Origin of the sequence: Bartonella florencae, from assembly GCF_000312525.1 — a bacterium.
GTDB classification, from domain to species: domain Bacteria; phylum Pseudomonadota; class Alphaproteobacteria; order Rhizobiales; family Rhizobiaceae; genus Bartonella; species Bartonella florencae.
The window spans coordinates 112,614-127,746 of the sequence record NZ_HE997454.1; the positions used below are offsets into that span (position 1 = coordinate 112,614).

Annotated in this window: 14 protein-coding genes; 9 read left to right on the forward strand and 5 right to left on the reverse strand. The window is 37.4% G+C overall.

From position 1 onward, the window contains the following. Positions 1 to 42: 42 nt before the first annotated feature. Together prfA and prmC are read left to right on the forward strand one after the other, a co-directional pair. On the forward strand, positions 43 to 1,122 hold the full coding sequence (gene prfA / locus BN202_RS07225; RefSeq protein ID WP_019219961.1) for a peptide chain release factor 1: 1,080 nt from the start codon (positions 43 to 45) through the stop codon (positions 1,120 to 1,122). Further along, complete coding sequence (gene prmC, locus BN202_RS07230) at positions 1,119 to 1,985, forward strand: peptide chain release factor N(5)-glutamine methyltransferase (RefSeq protein WP_019219962.1); 867 nt, start codon at positions 1,119 to 1,121, stop codon at positions 1,983 to 1,985. Before prfA ends, prmC begins: the two co-directional genes overlap by 4 nt. On the opposite strand, the gene nrdF is transcribed toward prmC, so the two are convergent. Genes nrdF through nrdH form a run of 4 tightly spaced genes read right to left on the reverse strand, consistent with a single transcriptional unit; the run spans position 1,982 to position 5,722 of the window. Continuing rightward, positions 1,982 to 2,956 carry a class 1b ribonucleoside-diphosphate reductase subunit beta gene (nrdF, locus tag BN202_RS07235; protein ID WP_019219963.1) on the reverse strand — a complete coding sequence of 325 codons (975 nt, stop codon included), beginning with the start codon at positions 2,954 to 2,956 and terminating at the stop codon, positions 1,982 to 1,984. The two genes, prmC and nrdF, sit on opposite strands and share 4 nt — an antisense overlap. An 11-nt stretch (positions 2,957 to 2,967) precedes the next feature. Beyond that, positions 2,968 to 5,118, reverse strand: a complete 2,151-nt coding sequence (nrdE, locus tag BN202_RS07240; RefSeq protein ID WP_019219964.1) for a class 1b ribonucleoside-diphosphate reductase subunit alpha — start codon at positions 5,116 to 5,118, stop codon at positions 2,968 to 2,970. Further along, on the reverse strand, positions 5,100 to 5,498 hold the full coding sequence (gene nrdI, locus BN202_RS07245) for a class Ib ribonucleoside-diphosphate reductase assembly flavoprotein NrdI (protein ID WP_019219965.1): 399 nt from the start codon (positions 5,496 to 5,498) through the stop codon (positions 5,100 to 5,102). Before nrdI ends, nrdE begins: the two co-directional genes overlap by 19 nt. Beyond that, positions 5,498 to 5,722: a glutaredoxin-like protein NrdH gene (gene nrdH, locus BN202_RS07250; protein ID WP_019219966.1), complete on the reverse strand. Its 225-nt coding sequence runs from the start codon at positions 5,720 to 5,722 to the stop codon at positions 5,498 to 5,500. The genes nrdI and nrdH overlap by 1 nt, the downstream gene beginning before the upstream one ends. A gap of 690 nt (positions 5,723 to 6,412) precedes the next feature. Between nrdH and BN202_RS07255 the strand changes: the two genes are divergently transcribed. The 7 genes from BN202_RS07255 (at position 6,413) to BN202_RS07285 (ending at position 14,127) form a co-directional block, all read left to right on the forward strand. After that, a complete protein-coding gene (locus BN202_RS07255) occupies positions 6,413 to 7,165 on the forward strand; it encodes an ABC transporter ATP-binding protein (protein ID WP_019219967.1) in 753 nt (250 codons plus the stop codon). Positions 7,166 to 7,168: 3 nt separating this feature from the next. Continuing rightward, a complete protein-coding gene (locus BN202_RS07260; RefSeq protein WP_034987770.1) occupies positions 7,169 to 8,050 on the forward strand; it encodes a metal ABC transporter permease in 882 nt (293 codons plus the stop codon). 1 nt (position 8,051) lies between these two features. After that, entirely contained in the window at positions 8,052 to 8,984 is a 933-nt protein-coding gene (locus tag BN202_RS07265; protein WP_019219969.1) for a metal ABC transporter solute-binding protein, Zn/Mn family, read from the forward strand. 923 nt (positions 8,985 to 9,907) lie between these two features. Further along, positions 9,908 to 11,233 carry a sn-glycerol-3-phosphate ABC transporter substrate-binding protein UgpB gene (gene ugpB, locus BN202_RS07270; RefSeq protein WP_019219970.1) on the forward strand — a complete coding sequence of 442 codons (1,326 nt, stop codon included), beginning with the start codon at positions 9,908 to 9,910 and terminating at the stop codon, positions 11,231 to 11,233. 104 nt (positions 11,234 to 11,337) lie between these two features. After that, positions 11,338 to 12,219 carry a sn-glycerol-3-phosphate ABC transporter permease UgpA gene (gene ugpA / locus BN202_RS07275; RefSeq protein WP_019219971.1) on the forward strand — a complete coding sequence of 294 codons (882 nt, stop codon included), beginning with the start codon at positions 11,338 to 11,340 and terminating at the stop codon, positions 12,217 to 12,219. Between the two features lie 10 nt (positions 12,220 to 12,229). Continuing rightward, the gene (gene ugpE, locus BN202_RS07280) at positions 12,230 to 13,081 is read left to right on the forward strand and encodes a sn-glycerol-3-phosphate ABC transporter permease UgpE (protein ID WP_019219972.1); all 852 of its coding nucleotides are present in this window, start codon (positions 12,230 to 12,232) and stop codon (positions 13,079 to 13,081) included. Positions 13,082 to 13,083: 2 nt separating this feature from the next. Beyond that, positions 13,084 to 14,127: a sn-glycerol-3-phosphate import ATP-binding protein UgpC gene (locus tag BN202_RS07285; RefSeq protein WP_019219973.1), complete on the forward strand. Its 1,044-nt coding sequence runs from the start codon at positions 13,084 to 13,086 to the stop codon at positions 14,125 to 14,127. 105 nt (positions 14,128 to 14,232) lie between these two features. Here BN202_RS07285 and BN202_RS07290 read toward each other — a convergent pair whose 3' ends face one another. Continuing rightward, complete coding sequence (locus BN202_RS07290) at positions 14,233 to 14,964, reverse strand: glycerophosphodiester phosphodiesterase (RefSeq protein WP_019219974.1); 732 nt, start codon at positions 14,962 to 14,964, stop codon at positions 14,233 to 14,235. Between the last annotated feature and the right edge of the window lie 169 nt (positions 14,965 to 15,133).

Genomic DNA, 15,133 nt, shown 5'->3' on the forward strand with positions numbered 1-15,133 from the left:
TGTATCATAAAAAATATTATAACAACTTAGGTCAATATTATCATGGTTTCTTTGCCAAAAGATCGTATGAGGCAACTCGAAAAGCGCTTTGAAATAATTGAAAGCCAAATGGCCCAAAATCCAGATGCTGAAACATATGTAAAATTAGCTTCTGAATATGCAGAACTACAGCCAATTATTGCCTCTATAAGGACATTAAATGCACTTTACGAAGAGATCACAGAGCTAGAAACGATCATTAATGATAAACTAACAGATGCAGAGATGCGACATCTTGCTCAAGAAGAACTCCCGTTATTATGTCAGAAAATGCAACCACTTGAGAAAGAACTCCAGATTCTTCTTTTGCCTAAAGATGTTGCTGATGAAAAAAGTGCTATTGTGGAAATTCGAGCAGGAACAGGTGGGTCAGAGGCAGCACTCTTTGCTGGTGATCTCTTCCGCATGTATGAACGTTATGCCGCTTCTCATAACTGGAAAGTAGAAGTTGTTTCACTTAATGAGGGAGAAGTTGGTGGATATAAAGAAATTATTGCGAGCATTTCAGGAAAGGGGGTCTTTTCTAAACTGAAATTTGAATCAGGCGTTCATCGTGTGCAACGTATTCCTGAGACAGAAACCGGTGGGCGTATTCATACATCTGCTGCTACAGTTGCAGTTCTTCCAGAGGCTGAAGAAATTGATATTGAAATTCGTCCAGAAGATATTCGCATCGACACCATGCGTGCATCCGGCGCAGGAGGGCAGCATGTCAATACAACGGACTCAGCTGTTCGTATCACCCATATTCCAACAGGAATTATGGTTGTACAAGCAGAAAAATCACAACACCAAAACCGCGCACGGGCGCTGCAAATTTTGCGTGCGCGCTTGTTTGATATTGAACGACAAAAAGCAGAAAATGAACGTTCAGCTTCTCGTAAAAATCAAGTTGGCTCCGGTGATCGCTCAGAGCGTATTCGTACCTATAATTTTCCACAAGGACGTGTCACGGACCACCGTATTAATCTCACTCTGTATAAACTTGACCGCATCTTAGAAGGCGATCTTAATGAAATTATTCATGCACTCATCTCTGATCACCAAACAGCACTCCTGATGGAAATGGATAACAATGGATGAACAAATACTCTCTCAACAGTGTCATCCAACAAACTCAAGAAAAATTGCGCATAAAAGGAATTTCTGAAGCCAAACTTGAGACAAAAATACTCATTGAATGGGTAACAGGTACAAATTCCTCTGATAGAATTCTCCGACCAGATATGTGCCTCTCTTTTGAACAAATTGCACAATTAGAACAGCTCATACAACGACGTGTTGCTGGCGAGCCTGTGTTCCGTATTATAGGGATGAGAGAGTTTTATGGCATATCTTTCGCACTCTCTCAAGAGACATTAGAACCACGCCCTGATACAGAAACACTCATCAATCTTGTTCTCCCTCTGCTTAAAAAACATGCTGAAAATTCAGAAAAAATAACACTGCTTGATATGGGAACAGGCAGTGGCGTTCTTGCCATTACACTCCTTAAACAAATTCCTATATCTCACGCAGTGGCTGTTGATATATCTGAAGATGCCCTTAAAACAGCGACAAAAAATGCAGAGATGGCGGGAGTTATCAACCGTTTTACACCTCTTCTTAGTGATTGGTTTGCTTCTATCTCTGGTCAATTTGATCTTATTATTTCCAATCCACCCTATATTCCAGAAAAAGATATTCAAAATCTTTCCAAAGAAGTACGACTCTATGATCCATTGCGCGCACTGATCGGTGGAAAAGATGGCCTTGATTTTTATCGAAAACTCGCTCATGAAGCAGCAAATCACTTAAAAGAAAAAGGCTTTATCGCTGTTGAAATCGGATATTCTCAAGAAAAAGCGGTTTGTAACTTGTTTGAAGAAAATGGTTTTAAATGTTTAGAAATGCGCAAAGATTTGAATAATATACCCCGTGCCCTTCTCTTTGTGTGTGAGCTTTAAAATGCCCAATCATCGTCTGTGGTCGCAACTGCCTTGCCAATGACATAGGAAGAACCAGCACCTGAAAAAAAATCATGATTTTCATCAGAATTTGGTGATAAAGCTGCTAAAATAGCGGGATTAACACGGCAAACTTCAGGTGGAAAAAGAACTTCAAAACCTAAATTCATTAAAGCCTTGTTTGCATTATAGTGAAGAAAAATCTTGACATCTTCTGTCAATCCAAGTGCATCATAAAGATCTTCAGTATATTTGCACTCAATATTATAAAGATCAAAGAGCAAGCTAAAAGCAAAATCTTTAACTTCCTGCTTTTTGGCATCGTCAAGTTTTGCATATCCCAATTGAAATTTATAACCTATATAATAACCATGTACAGCTTCATCACGGATGATAAGCCGAATGAGATCCGCTGTATTTGTTAATTTAGCGCGACTTGCCCAATACATTGGTAAATAAAAGCCAGAATAGAATAAAAAGCTTTCTAGAAAAGTTGAGGCAATTTTCTTCTTTAACGGGTCATTTCCTTCATAACGCTCAAGCACTAATCTTGCTTTTTTCTGCAAATGAATATTTTCTTCTGACCACCTAAATGCATCATCAACCTCTACCGTCGAACAAAGAGTTGAAAAAATAGAGGAATAAGAACGTGCATGAACTGCTTCCATGAAAGCAATATTTGTCAAGACTGCTTCCTCATGCTCTGTGATTGCATCAGAAAGCAATGAAATGGCACCCACAGTATTTTGAATGGTATCTAGAAGAGTCAATCCAGTAAAAACACGAATCGTTAGCTTGCGTTCTTCTTCTGTCAAACTTGACCATGAAGGAATATCATTAGAAAGTGGGACCTTTTCAGGCAACCAAAAATTTCCAGTTAAACGATTCCATACTTCCAGATCCTTCTCATCATGCAATCTATTCCAATTGACAGCGCAAACAACAGGATTCTTGGTTGTAATCTTTGTCATATGATTATCTCCTACAGACTGCACGAAACACAGCCATCTACTTCTGTGCCACTCAACGCTACCTGCCGCAACCGTATATAATAAATACTCTTTATACCCTTTTTCCAAGCATAAATTTGTGCACGATTAATATCACGTGTGGTCGCAGTATCAGGAAAAAATAATGTTAATGAAAGACCTTGATCAACATGCTGCGTAGCAGCAGCATAGGTATCAATAATTTTTTCAGGACCAATCTCATAAGCATCCTGATAAAAATCTAAATTTGTATTATCCATGTAAGGAGCAGGATAATAAACACGCCCAATTTTTCCCTCTTTGCGAATTTCAATCTTTGAAGCAATTGGATGAATAGAAGATGTCGCGTTATTAATATAAGAAATAGACCCTGTAGGGGGAACGGCTTGCAGATTACGGTTATATAATCCGTACTCAACAACTAAATCCCTAAGTTCCTGCCAATCTTTTTGATCTGGTATAATAATATTACTCCGTGCAAAAAGCTCTTTTACCAGTGCAAATTGCGGCTTCCATTCTTTCTCAATATATTTTGCAAAAAAACGACCATCTGCATAATCTGACTTCTCAAATCCTGCAAAAACTTTCTGACGCTCGCGTGCAATTAAATTAGAAGCACGTATGGCATGATATGCTACAGTATAAAAATAGATATTGGTAAAATCTATTGCTTCTGGAGATCCATAATAGAGTTTCTCACGCGCTAAAAAACCATGCAAATTCATTTGTCCCAAACCAATAGCATGACTTTCAGCATTGCCCTTCGCAATGGACGGGACACAAGCAATATCGCTCATATCAGAAACAGCCGTAAGAGCACGAACAGCAGTTTCCACTGTCTTTCCAAAATCAGGACTTTCCATTGCTTTTGCAATATTCATTGAACCAAGATTACAAGATATATCACTTCCAACAGTGCGATAAGTTAAGTCTATCTCTAATTCACTCGCCTCACTGACCTGTAAAATTTCTGAACATAAATTGCTCATACTTATACGTCCAGCTATCGGATTGGCACGGTTAGCAGTGTCCTCAAATAAAATATAGGGATAACCTGACTCAAATTGAATTTCCGCTAAAGTTTGGAAAAAAACACGTGCACTTATTTTCTTTTTACGAATTCTCGCATCATCAACAAAAGATCGATAATGCTCCGTCAAAGAAATATCACTAAAAGGTTTTCCTGTCACACGCTCAATGTCATAAGATGAGAACAAATACATATCCTCATTATTACGCGCAAGCTCAAAAGTAATATCAGGAATTACAACACCAAGTGAAAGCGTTTTAATTCTAACTTTCTCATCAGCATTTTCACGCTTCGTATCCAAAAACTTCATAATATCTAAATGATGTGCATGTAAATAGACAGCACCAGCCCCTTGCCGTGCACCAAGTTGATTGGCATAAGAAAAAGAATCTTCCAAGAGTTTCATTACAGGGAGTACACCTGAAGATTGGTTTTCTATTTGCTTGATTGGTGCACCTGCTTCCCGCAAATTTGTCAAACAAAGCGCTACACCTCCACCGCGTTTAGAAAGCTGTAAAGCTGAATTGACCGAACGACCTATCGATTCCATATTGTCTTCAACACGCAACAAAAAACACGATACCAACTCGCCACGCTGCTTTTTTCCCGCATTTAAAAATGTCGGTGTTGCAGGTTGAAATCGGCCTGTAATAATTTCATCTACAAGAATCTCGGCAAGAGCTCTATTCCCCTGTGCTAAATACAATGCAACAAGGCAGACACGATCTTCATAACGCTCCAGATAACGCTTCCCATCAAAAGTTTTCAGCGTATAGCTGGTATAATACTTAAATGCACCTAAAAAAGTAGGAAAACGAAATTTAAATGCATAAGCACGCTTAAAAAGTTTCTTGATAAAAGAAAAATCATAAAGCTCAAATAAAGATTTTTCATAGTAACCTTCTTCTATCAAATAGTCTATTTTTTCTTTCAAATTATGAAAAAAAACCGTATTCTGATTAACATGCTGAAGAAAATATTGCCGTGCAGCAAGCCGATCCATATCAAACTGAATATGACCATTTTCATCATAAAGATTAAGCATGGCATTCAATGCATGATAATCAGTAATTTGACCTGATTTCTGCGACTGTTCTATCCCAATTGTTTCCAAAATCTTTCTAATCCCTTCTTTACACAAATAACGTCTTCATCAGTTCCACGTAACTCAAAACGATAAAGGCAAGGCACACAACATTTTTCAGAAATGATCTTGCTTGCTAAATTATAATAGCGACCAAAATTACGATTCCCACCACCAATGACACCACGAATAAATTTGCGATTCTCATCTTCATTAAGAAAATGAATAACTGCTTTTGGCACTGCCCCCCTTCCCTCACCATCCGCATAGGTAGGAACAACCAACACATAAGGTTCATCAACCAACACAGATGGCTTTTTTTTATCAATTTTGAAGAGTCGTTGAGCAAGCTGCAAAACGAAATATTCAGTATTACCCGTTGCACTCGAATAATAAACAATAAGCCCCATTAAACACAAAGACCACTAATCATATCTGGTCTAAAACCAGACCAATGATTTTCACCACAAACAACGACAGGAACCTGACGATAGCCCAAAGATTGAACAAAACTGTACGCTTTTTCATCGCGGGAAATGTCTACAACACGATAATGAATACCTTTAGCATCAAAAGCGCGACGCGTAGCGTCACATTGAACGCAAGATGGCTTGCTATAAATAGTGATCGACATTTTTTTCAACTTTCATAATTTTAAAAAATCAACCCTAAAGGGTTCATTCTGATAACTTTATAAATACTCAAGGATAACAAAAAACAGAAACAGAAATCGTACGCAAACACATATAGCTATACCTTATTTAGATAACACATAGCTTCCAGAACTTAACAGAAATCCCCATCAAATTTTAAAACTATGATGAGGATAAGTGATCATTCTACAACCTAAACAAACCCCCAGTTATAAAATAATCTTTTGCTTGCATTACGATTCCCTCCTGTAGTCTGAAGAGATAACGGCTCAAGCCACCGTGCCCCGATAGCTCAGCCTTACTCTTTCATGACAAAAATCAACTCACAAAAATGAAAGGAAACCCTTCCAAAGTAGGTACCTCAACAAGAATGCTGTTCTACCCTTAGTCAATAAACTTTTTACAATCACATTGTGGAGATAACTTAGAAACCAAACGAAACACACTCTACCCTCACTTGTGCCTATTTAGAATCGCCAATCATTTTAATACTATATATAGTATACACACACTCTCTTTCGTCAAGATGAATTCAATTATTATTTTGAATTTTCCACGATCTTCCCACTAAAATTCTCAACACCCAAAACATATGTAATAATATAACGTTTTATTGACAAACGTTATATTATTACATATGTTCATGAGAAACATTAAAGATGGTATAAATTATGGATCTGCATTTTGATAGTGCAACACTAGGCTATAAAAATAGAATAGCAATAAGAAGCTTTTCAGCAAAGTTAAAAATGGGCTCCTTGGTAGCAATAACCGGTGATAATGGTGCAGGAAAATCTACATTGTTGAAAGCCATCGCTGGTGAAATAAAACCTCTCAAAGGTAAAATTATAAAACCGAAAAAAAGCAGTATTGCTTATCTTGCTCAACAATGTGATATAGATCAAACATTTCCGATTGATGTGAAAACGCTTATTAAAACAGGGCTGTGGTCTTTTTGTGGATTGTGGAAAAAACAGCGTCCTTATTATTCTAAAATTCAGAATGCACTTGAAATGGTTGGGCTTACAGCACTTGCCAGCCGTCCTCTTGATACATTGTCAAGTGGACAATTACAACGTGCTCTTTTTGCACGTATTATTGTACAAGATGCCGAAATTATCTTGCTCGATGAACCTTTCAATGGTGTGGATCGTAAAACCCAAAAGGATCTTCTTGCTTTAATTATACATTGGCAACAACAAGGACGAACAGTTCTCACAGCGCTTCATGATCCCCTCATTGTGCAAAAATGTTTTCCCCAAATGATTCACATTCATCAACAAAACGCCCACTATGGAGAAACCGCCCTGTTTTTCCATGATAATATTCATCACATTCTGCCACCTCCTCCATCTAACCCTTTGCATGCCAGCACACTAAAACAACTTTTCCCCCTTCACGATTCTTACTCTCCTAGGTTATAATACGTGTACGCATTTTTTCTTGCCCCCTTCATTGATTTCCATTTTATGCAAAATGCTCTTATCGGCTCAGTTCTTCTGTCTATCAGCGCCTGCCCTATTGGGGTCTTTTTGATGCTGCGGGGAATGAGTCTAACAGGAGATGCTATATCCCATGCCATTCTTCCTGGTGTTGCAACTGCTTTTCTAATTAGTGGATTTTCGCTACTATCTATGACACTTGGGGGTATTTTAGCTGGCATCATTGTTGCTTTAGCAACCGCTCTCACTTCACGAAACAGCGTCCAAAAAGAAGACGCATCAATGACAGTCTTTTATCTCATTGCACTTGCAGCAGGTGTTATTATTGTTTCTCTAAAAAACTCAACTATTGAACTGCTTCATCTCTTATTTGGTTCGGTGCTTGCTCTTGATACACAAGCCCTTTTACTCATCACCACTATCATGCTGATTACAATATGCAGTCTTTTCATTTTCTGGCGTGCACTGGTATTAGAAAGCTTTGACCCACTCTTTTTTAAATCACTCTCTCCATTGAGCAAATATGTTCATATATCATTGCTTGGACTTGTCGTATTGAATCTGGTTGGTGGTTTTCAATCACTAGGAACCCTCCTTTCTGTCGGCATTATGATGATCCCAGCTATTACAGCACGTTTTTGGCTTTCGCGTCTTGGCCCTATTTGCATACTTTCTACCCTTTTGGGAATCATTGCTAGCATATGTGGCCTATTGCTTTCTTTTCATCTGTCACTACCTTCCGGTCCCGCTATCATAATTGTCGCAGGATGTATTTATCTTTTTTCCTGTTTCATCAGTCCACGCGGCTTTATTGTGGCATGGTTTCCACGTTTCTTTTATATGTCCTTCCCTAGTTTAAGGAAATAATGTGTCTAAATTTGTTCACTTCTTTGTTCTGCTTGGAACACTCTTATTGCCTACCCTTTTTCCATGTTCTGCTACTGCAGATAAGCAGGATAAGATTAGAGTTGTCGTTAGCTTCTCTATTCTTGCAGATTTAGTAAAAAATGTAGGAGGTGATCATATTTCTATGACGACTTTTGTTGGCCCCAATGCGAATACCCACACTTATGAGCCAACTCCCCATGATGCCAAAGTTCTTAGAAATGCGCATATTATTTTTATCAACGGACTTCATTTAGAGGGTTTTATTGATCGCCTCATCACAGCAAGCGGTACAAAAGCGTCTCTTATCGAAGCAAGTGCCAACATCCCCCCTCGTGAAATTAAAACTCAAGAACACAGTGCCCAACAACATCACCACCACAGTGATATTGATCCACATGCTTGGCAAACTATCCCAAATGTTGAAATTTATATCAAAAATATCGCCGCTGCTTTTTGTAAAATTGATCAACAATCCTGCGCAAATTACAACCAAAATGCTGAAACCTACATACAAAAACTTAAAGCAGTACAAGAAACACTTAAAACAAAAATTGCCACTATTCCAAAAAATCAGCGTATTATTATCACATCTCATGACGCCTTTGGTTATTTTGCTCAAGAATACGGTTTTACCATACTGGCCCCCCAAAGTGCTTCAACAGAAGCTGAAGCAACACCGGCCGATATAGCCAAACTTATCACACAAATTAAAACCAATAAAGCAGCTGCACTGTTCGTTGAAAATATCTCTAATCCACGTCTTATAAAACAAATTGCAAAAGAAACAGGCTTAAAAATCGGTGGAACATTGTATTCTGATGCATTGTCAAATGAAAATGGCCCTGCTGCAACTTATCTCGATATGATGGAACATAATGTTAACACTCTTATCGATGCAATAACAAAACACTAAGATGTCTGTATGAGAAAGTAAACTATGTATGTTTTTGCCACTTCTTTTATACCTATAAAAAATATGATTACGAACCATGTTTAATGAAAAAATAAAAAAACGTGCTTCTTAAAAGCAAAAAAACTTTTTTACGGCGCCTCATAGTCTCTTTTTCTCATAACCAAACGGTTTAGCATACAACTGTGAAATCATACTTCAGCGGCAAAAATCCCCTTTGTTATCAAAATACATTTAGGGATACATTAAATAAAAAAACAGCTACACAAAAAGTTTGAAGCCTCTTATAAGGCTTTTTAAAATTTCATAGCAGTTACCTTAAGATAAATCACGGTTTTAGCATCATGTAGACACGCTAAAATAGACCATTTTATAGATCAAAAATACTGCTAATTGATCAGAAAGTGTTTATCCCCCTCAAATCAAGGCTTATTTGTCTCTAAAGGCTGGGTTCTAAAATCATTTTGGTTAATACACTTAAAAATCTTGGAAGACGATAACCTGTTAAATAAATTTAAAAAGTTTGCTTTAGCAAAGATTATTATTCAAGTCGAATGCAAACGTTTCACCATAATATGACTGTTCAAAAGCTACCTAACACATAGAATAAAAAACTCTCTCTTTTTAAAAGAATAAATCTGTATACTGAATAGCTACAACAGAATGGTCTTTACTCTTTGTATCATTGATCTTGCTTATTTGCGCTATGTCTTTTCTTACCAGATATTTACAAGGTATTATCTGGTTCACATAAAATAGCTTTCACAAAAGAAAACAAGCTCATCTAAACAAATTCGTTTGACCTTTTGATGGTTCCTGTTTAAATGGACCAATATATGTCTAAAATAAAACTATCATGGCGTGTTTATGTGTAATACCATACAATTAGGGCACTCTGTATTCGATCACTTCAGAAAGGGGAAACCATGAATCGTTTTTATTTTTCTCTTGCAGCATTTGCAATTGCTACCAGTATGGCAACAGCAGGGTTTGCGCAAACAAAAATTAGTTTTTGGCATTCTATGAGCGGAGAGCTAGGAAAACAAACTGAGCGTTTCATTAACGACTTTAATGCCAGCCAGTCTGAATATAAAGTTGTTCCTTCATTTCGTGGTGAATATGAAGAAGGTCTGGTCTCACTCATTGCAGCATTTCGTGGAAAACAACAACCAGTTCTTGTCCAAATCTATGAAATCGGCACGGAAACCATGATGGCTGCAAAAGGTGCTGTTTACCCCGTTTATCAACTTATGGCTGATACAAAACAAGAATTTGATCCTACAGATTATTTACCTGCTATCAGTGGTTATTACTCAGATGTTCAGGGACGAATGCTTTCCATGCCATTCAACGCTTCAACACCAATTCTTTATTATAATAAAGATATCTTTAAAAAAGCTGGGCTTGACCCAGAACAGCCACCAAAAACATGGAAAGATATAGAAAACTTTTCTAAAAAAATTCTTGAAGCTAAAGCAGCAAGTTGTGGCTTTACAATGTCTTATGCTGCGCAGTGGATTGGCATGGAAAATTTCTCAGCATTGCATAATGTTCCTTTTGGAACAAAAGAAAATGGTTTTAGTGGACTTGATTCAGAACTTACTTTTAATGGGCCTTTACAAGTGCGCATGTGGACTGACCTTAAAAAATGGTCTGATCAAGGTATTTTTCGCTATGGAGGTCCAGCTGGAGCATTAGATGCAACACCGATGTTTATGACGCAAAATTGTGCAATTTTTATGCAGTCTTCAGGGTCTCGTGCAGGAATCCTCTCTGAGGCGCAATTTAAAGTTGGGTTTGGTATGCTTCCCTATTATGATGATATAAAAGATGCGCCACAAAATTCAATTATTGGTGGTGCTTCTATTTGGGTCCTAAAAGGTCATACCCCTAAAGAATATGCAGGAGCTGCTGCTTTTCTTAAGTTTTTATCGAGGGCAGATAACCAAGCAAAATGGCATCAAACGACAGGATACCTTCCAACCACAACGTCTGCTTATGAACTGAGCAAAAAACAGCATTACTACGATAAAAATATTGGCGCAGATATTGCTATTAAGCAAATTAATCTTAACCCACCCAATGTTAACTCAAAGGGCGTAAGATTTGGTAATTTACCGCAAATTCGTTCCTTTCTTGATCAAGAATTAGAAGCTGTCCTTAACGGTTCCAAAACACCAAAAGATGGATTAGATGAAACTGTTAAACGTGGTAATAAGCTCTTACGTGAATTCGAAAAAGCTAATCATTAAGGTTGTTTTATCGTTAAATATCAAAATCTTGGTCGAACATTTTAGTTCTTTTAGTTCTTTTTTGTTCGGTTTTCTAAAGTTTCTATATTTAAAGAACCCTACGAATGCAAAAACAAGCACATTTCAAAAATAGTCTCCTCGCTTATTGGCTGCTTTTTCCTCAGCTTATTGTGACTTTTTTGTTTTTCTTTTGGCCTGCCCTCCAGGCAATAAAATCGTCTTTCGAGCGTGAAGATCCTTTTGGTTTTACAACAACTTTTATTGGTTTTGAAAATTATGTAACAATTCTTTCTGATTTAGCGTATCTGAAATCACTTTTTACAACAGCAATATTTTCCATTTCAGTTACTGTCATTTCAATGACAATAGCACTTCTTTTAGCTGTCTGTGTTGACCGTGTTATCCGTGCAAAAAAGGCTTACACAACGCTTTTGCTCTGGCCTTATGCTGTTGCTCCGGTATTGGCAGGTATATTGTGGTTGTTCATCTTTCATCCCACCATCGGAATTATCCCCGTTCTTTTGGAGAAAATAGGTATTATATGGAATTATCGTATTAATGGCACCCAAGCAATGATCCTTATTGTGATTGCTGCAAGTTGGAAACAAATTTCTTACAATTTTCTCTTTTTTCTTGCCGGTCTACAATCTGTGCCACGTTCCCAAATAGAAGCAGCAGCAATTGATGGAGCCAGTCCTTTTAAACGATTTTGGACTATAATTTTTCCGCAAATTTCACCAACAACCTTTTTTCTTTTTATCGTTAATACCCAATATGTTATGTTTGATACATTTGGAATTATTGATAACATAACCTCTGGAGGTCCTGCACGTGCAACAAGCACTCTCGTTTACAAAGTGTATGATGATGGTTTTAAAAACCAAATAATTGGTGCATCAGCGGCACAATCAGCAATATTAATGTTGATGGTTATTGTCTTAACGTTTATCCAGTTTCGCTGGATTGAACGTCGCGTGCAATATTAGGAAGCAAATTATGGTTGAAAATCGCCCTATTTTGAAATTTCTAACTCATCTCATCCTCATCGTTGGTATTATCATTATTTGTTTTCCAGTTTACGTTGCTATTATTGCATCAACCCATAGTTCAGCAGCATTTAATTCAGGAACACTTCCACTTTTGCCGGGAAATCACACTCTGGAAAATTATAAAACTATCTTCGGTGATGGTCTTGTACAACTTGGATTACCCAATCTCTGGCCATTGTTGATGAATTCGCTTATTATGGCACTTGGAATTAGTATTGGAAAAATTGTTATTTCGCTCTTGTCTGCTTATGCAATCGTTTATATGCGCTTTCCTTTCCGAAAGACCGCTTTTGCTCTTATCTTTGTTACACTGATGCTTCCTGTTGAAGTTCGTATTATTCCAACCTATGCAATCGTTGCACAATTAGGTATGATAAATACCTATAGCGGAATGATTATTCCACTTATTGCCTCTGCAACGGCTACATTTTTATTTCGCCAGTTTTTTTTAACTGTTCCTGATGAACTCTTAGAAGCTGCTCGCGTTGATGGTGCGGGACCATTTAAATTTTTTAAAGATATCCTTCTACCACTCAGCAAAAGCAATATCGCCGCTTTATTTATTATTATGTTCATTTACGGGTGGATACAATACCTCTGGCCTCTCATTATTACAACTGATCAAAACCATCAAACCATTCTGATTATTCTCAAACAGCTTATTGTGGAATCACTTCAACATGATCCTAAATGGAATATACTTATGGCAGTATCGGTTGTTGCTATGCTACCCCCTGTTCTTGTCGTTATTCTTATGCAACGACTTTTTATTAAAGGCCTTATTGAAACGGAGAAATAGCTGTGGCCATAATCCAGTTATTAAATATAAAAAAACAGTATGACAACGGCATTCTGGTCATTGATGATTTAAATTTAACGGTTTCCGATAGAGAACTTCTTGTTCTTGTTGGTCCTTCAGGATGTGGAAAATCAACGCTCTTGCGCATTATTGCCGGACTTGAACAAGTCACCGCAGGGGAACTTTATATTGATAATGAATATATCAATAATCGTGAACCAGCCGATCGTGATATCGCTATGGTTTTTCAAAATTATGCACTTTATCCTCATATGACAGTTCGTGGAAATTTAGAATATGGTCTTAAAAATCGTAAAACGCCTAAGGATGAGATAAACAGACGTATCGCACACGCCGCAAAACTCTTGCAAATAGAGACATTTCTAGATCGTAAACCACAACAATTATCAGGAGGGCAACGCCAACGTGTTGCTATGGGGCGTGTGATTGTACGTCAACCACGTGTTTTTCTCTTTGATGAACCGCTCTCAAATCTTGATGCAAAATTGCGAGCACAAATGTGTATTGAGATTAAAACACTCCAGCGTTCATTGGGTACAACCAGCCTTTACGTTACCCATGATCAACTAGAAGCAATGACACTTGCCGATAGAATCGTTGTCATGAATAAAGGCGCTATTGAGCAAATTGGAACACCAATGGAAATTTATGATTATCCAGCAACAACATTTGTTGCTGATTTTATTGGTTCTCCTCCCATGAATTTTCTTGATTGCCAAATTCTAGAACAACACTTAGGTCATTCATTATCTTACTGTAAGGATACTGATCTTTTAGGATTCAGACCTGAAGTAATCTTGTTAGGCGAATATCCAGATCAAGGGTCTGTTTTTCATACACAAATTGAACTTATCAAACCTGTAGGGACAGGGTGCCACGTTCTAACACATTGGAATAGCAATATTTTTACCATAGAAATAAAAGAGCGCCTGACAAGTAACTATGGTCAGAAGCTCAGCTTTACTGTTCCTCATCAGAATTTTCATACTTTTAATAAAGCTACAGGAAAGCGCACAAATCAATAAATGAAGTAGAGCTTTTATTTCATAAGCAGCATTATAAAAAGGCTTCTTACTTTCTCCTCTTAATCCCATTCTTTGTTAAGAGATATAGTTTCTTTGTATTACCGATCATGCCCTTTCTCTCTGTGTACGCAATTGTAAAGCGAGATCGGGTTGGTCTGTTGTAATATAATGAACAGGCATATCAAGCCAATACGATAACCGAGCTTTCCCATTGATTGTCCATACTCCCACAATAAAGCCAGCTTCAAGTGCAGCTTCAATAAAATCCTGTGAGACAATGGAGCCATATAAACTCAAATCACGATATCCTAATTTTTTCCATTCAGAAAAATGCTGGTACATATCACCTTCAAAGCTATCAATACATGGGCCAGATGTTATTCCTGCTTCAATAAAGGAGCGAAGGCTTGCAGGACCAAAACTGATTGCAGAAACTCGCTCTGCTAAATTTCGACTTTTTACTAATGCAAGTGCTTTTTGAGATAAGATTGTTTCACGCTCAACCTCACCACAAGTTTTGATTTCAAGATGCAATCCAACATTGGTTGGTGCTAAAAGATCAAGTACTTCTTCTAGCAAAGGAGGTGGTTCTGTACTTCCTTTTACGCACAGTTGTTTGCGTGTTTCATTATCAATATCATGAATATATCCTGTTTTTCCAACCAATTGTTCTAAACGAAAATCGTGAAATACAACCACCTCACCACTTTTAAGCAGATGAACATCACATTCAATCTCGTCAACACCTAACGCTATGGCGTTAACAAATGCTGAAAGCGTATTTTCAGGATAAAGACATGCTCCACCACGGTGGGCAACAATTTTTTTCTCAGACATACAAAACTTCACACTTCTTAATTTTAAACGATATGCATTAACATACAATCAGGTAATAGTTTTTTTAATATCATAGACAGTAAAAAACAATTTTTTAGAAACTACCTTCTCCTGCTCATACGCTTAAATACCAAATTCTAATAACAATCTATTTTGAATAGGCTTTTAG

Coding starts and splice junctions, on each gene's coding strand:
- prfA (WP_019219961.1), top strand. CDS start 43: ATGGTTTCTTTGCCAAAAGATCGTATGAGGCAACTCGAAAAGCGCTTT.
- prmC (WP_019219962.1), top strand. CDS start 1,119: ATGAACAAATACTCTCTCAACAGTGTCATCCAACAAACTCAAGAAAAA.
- nrdF (WP_019219963.1), bottom strand. CDS start 2,956: ATGACAAAGATTACAACCAAGAATCCTGTTGTTTGCGCTGTCAATTGG.
- nrdI (WP_019219965.1), bottom strand. CDS start 5,498: ATGGGGCTTATTGTTTATTATTCGAGTGCAACGGGTAATACTGAATAT.
- nrdH (WP_019219966.1), bottom strand. CDS start 5,722: ATGTCGATCACTATTTATAGCAAGCCATCTTGCGTTCAATGTGACGCT.
- BN202_RS07255 (WP_019219967.1), top strand. CDS start 6,413: ATGGATCTGCATTTTGATAGTGCAACACTAGGCTATAAAAATAGAATA.
- ugpB (WP_019219970.1), top strand. CDS start 9,908: ATGAATCGTTTTTATTTTTCTCTTGCAGCATTTGCAATTGCTACCAGT.
- ugpA (WP_019219971.1), top strand. CDS start 11,338: ATGCAAAAACAAGCACATTTCAAAAATAGTCTCCTCGCTTATTGGCTG.
- ugpE (WP_019219972.1), top strand. CDS start 12,230: ATGGTTGAAAATCGCCCTATTTTGAAATTTCTAACTCATCTCATCCTC.
- BN202_RS07290 (WP_019219974.1), bottom strand. CDS start 14,964: ATGTCTGAGAAAAAAATTGTTGCCCACCGTGGTGGAGCATGTCTTTAT.